A 2,704-nucleotide genomic window follows, 5' to 3' on the forward strand; every position below is an offset into this window, starting at 1 on the left:
GGCTGGCAGAAGATGATTGAGCCTGCCGCCATTGCACTCGCAACTGCACTCGCGATGGGACTCGTTGAGCTGGCTATGGAGCTGGGCTTCAAGGCCATTGGCAAGGGACTCAGCAAGGCTGGACAAGCTGCGAAAAAGGGCGTTGGAGCCGCAGCTACGGGAGTCAAGAAGGCAGCGGGTGCAGGAGCTAAGGGCATCAAGAGCTTGTTGAAATCCGGGGCGAAGCTTGCATCCAAGAGCGGCAGCATGATTATCCGTAATGGTAAAATCGTGATCAAGAGCCTGCAAAAAGGGCTCATGAAGGGGGCCAAAAAGCTCAAGGGTCTGGTTGACCGGATTCTGCAGAAGTTCAAGTTCAAGAAGTTTAAGCTGGAGCGAAAGGGAAAGCATATCCGTCTGTATGGCGAGGTTAATCCTTGGGTGCTGCTGATTGACGGAAGCATAGAAGAAGTAGACAGTCTGGATGGTAGAACAGCGGGAATCAGTACTCAGGCTGAGCTGGACAAGCTTAGTGGTTTAACGACTTCTGAAAGAATAGACGTTTTTAATCGGGCAGAAGCCAATGGCGGAAATATTGATTTTGATAGCATTAACAGTACAGGGAATCTTCCAAGAGAAACAGTCAATAAGATTGACTATAGCAACATCAGAGCATACCGTGATGTCGATGTTGAAAAAATTCCGTTTGAATACAGAGCGGATCCTAAACTTGTTTCAGAAATGAATTATAAAGGCAAAGGAAAGAGTGGGACGAATTCGGCAGGCTGGGAAAGAAATGCTTCAAAACATTTTAATGAAATTCTAGAAAAGTATCCTGAAGTTCTAAGCAAAGAAAATGTTGATAGAATTCAGAATGGATTAGTACCACTAGTAGACGATGAATTTATTAAACATTTTCCGCAATATAAAGATTTTAAAGGTGATAAGCTTATTCATCATCATATTGGTGGAGGAGGGCAAGCTGCAGCTGTTCCGCAATCGTTGCATAAAGGGTTTGGTGGTATACACAATTTTGAGAAAATGAATAATATAAGGGGCAATGACCCTTTGTCTGAAATTGGTAGAGTATTTACATCTGGTTCACAGTCAACATCAAGTAGAAAATTTCCAAAAAAGAGGAAATGAAAATATAAGAAGCTTAGCGAGGTGCATAAATGATTACAGCAAAAGAATTTTTAGGAAAATGGAAAAAGGAAACCTATGGTTTAGTTGACTTTGATGAAAAAGTAATAGAGTTGTTTTCTTTATCAAGAGAGACTAAGGATTTTTTGATTAAAGCAGGTTTTCCAGAGTCCTCTCCCCCATTTCTAACTTTCGAATCTTCTACTAAAGGTGGTGGAGTTAGATTGACTGAAAAATATGAGGATGCTGAAGAAGAATATTCGAAGTTCATATATGTTGGATTTACTGGTAACGGAGATCCTATATGTATCGACGAGGAGAACGATGAGGTTTTATATTTTGATAATGAAAACGATAATGAGGAGATATTTATAAATTCCTCGATTTCGCAGTTGGCAGAATCAATGATTGCATATGTTGATTTTATTGAAAAGATAAAAGATGTAAATGGAAAAAAGGCATTTCTTGAAAGAAATGCAACAAAAGATTTGTTATCTTGGATTGCTAACAGACTTGAGAAGATAGATTCTGATTCGCTTATTCAAGGAAGTTTCTGGGAAGAAGAATTGAGCAATTACAATAAACAGTGATATATGCCTTGAACCACAACTATATCAAGATAATACTTTTGAGAATTAAATAGTATTTATTTTAAAAACCTTGTTGGTTAATAACTTTCAAGGTTTTTCTATTGTCTAAAAGCCAAGCAGGCAGTGCTGGGCATTATTGAATTGGGGCGCAAGCTGATCACCACCTTGATCAAGGGACTGGGCACGCTGCTTAAAAAGCTGGTTTCGGTGGTATTTGCCAAATTCCCTGGCATCGCCGCGAAAATATGCAGCAAAATTGACGGAGTCGTCGACAAGGCAATTAAGGCCGTCAATCAGTTGGCACAGAAGCTAAAAAACAAAGTCACACAGGTCATGGACTTCCTGGCCGCCAAGGTGGACCAGGCTCTGGCAGCGGTGCAGAACTTCTATACCAAGCTAATCTCAACGCTAGGCAACCTTCTCATAGCTACTTTTCTGGATGTACTTGCCCGGATTGGAGCGCTCGGCAAGGCGGCCAAGCGTTCGCTCAGCCATTTGGAAGGCAAGATGTGGGAGTATCTGCTCGGTGTAGACATCTCCAAACCTATGGGGGCAGGAGCGGCAGAAGCCGGAGCTATGGAGCAGACAGAGGAAGCGGGTCCAGCGGCTGACGAGAAGCTCACCGCAGAAGATATCGAGATGGAGACGGTGGAAGAGGGTGAAATGGACCCTGCACTGGTGCAGGAAGCGAACCTCAAGGACGGGGAAACCAAGGAACTCTCAGGCAGCCGCGACCCGGCTACGATGGACAGCATCATGGCGGAATTCGATACCGGAAAAGCGAATCAAAGCCTCGGCGGTAAAATTGCCGACGGCGCAAAACTTCGTGCGAGCAATGCGAAAATGTTGTTTGACCAGATTAAATCATTTGTAATAAAATGGATGAAGAGTAATGGATTGAAGCTTTTGGCTGCGGTCATCGGCATATTGGCTGGTGTCGTGGTCGCGGAGATCATCACCGGCGGGGCGATCACGGCTGCACTTCCGATGAT

At 43.6% G+C, this 2,704-nt stretch carries 1 protein-coding gene and 2 pseudogenes; all 3 read left to right on the top strand.

Features of this window, described 5'->3' with window-relative positions:
* Positions 1-1,125: pseudogene (locus tag GJB61_RS32075) on the top strand (hypothetical protein); the annotation flags it as partial.
* A 29-nt stretch (positions 1,126-1,154) separates the two neighbouring features.
* Positions 1,155-1,712 (top strand): SUKH-4 family immunity protein, encoded by a 558-nt coding sequence (locus GJB61_RS30960; protein ID WP_154122862.1) that lies wholly within the window; start codon positions 1,155-1,157, stop codon positions 1,710-1,712.
* Between the two features lie 123 nt (positions 1,713-1,835).
* Positions 1,836-2,704 (top strand): annotated as a pseudogene (locus tag GJB61_RS30965) (HNH endonuclease); the annotation flags it as partial.

The sequence above is a fragment of the Paenibacillus monticola genome (genome assembly GCF_009664975.1).
In the GTDB taxonomy this organism is placed as follows: domain Bacteria; phylum Bacillota; class Bacilli; order Paenibacillales; family Paenibacillaceae; genus Paenibacillus_AQ; species Paenibacillus_AQ monticola.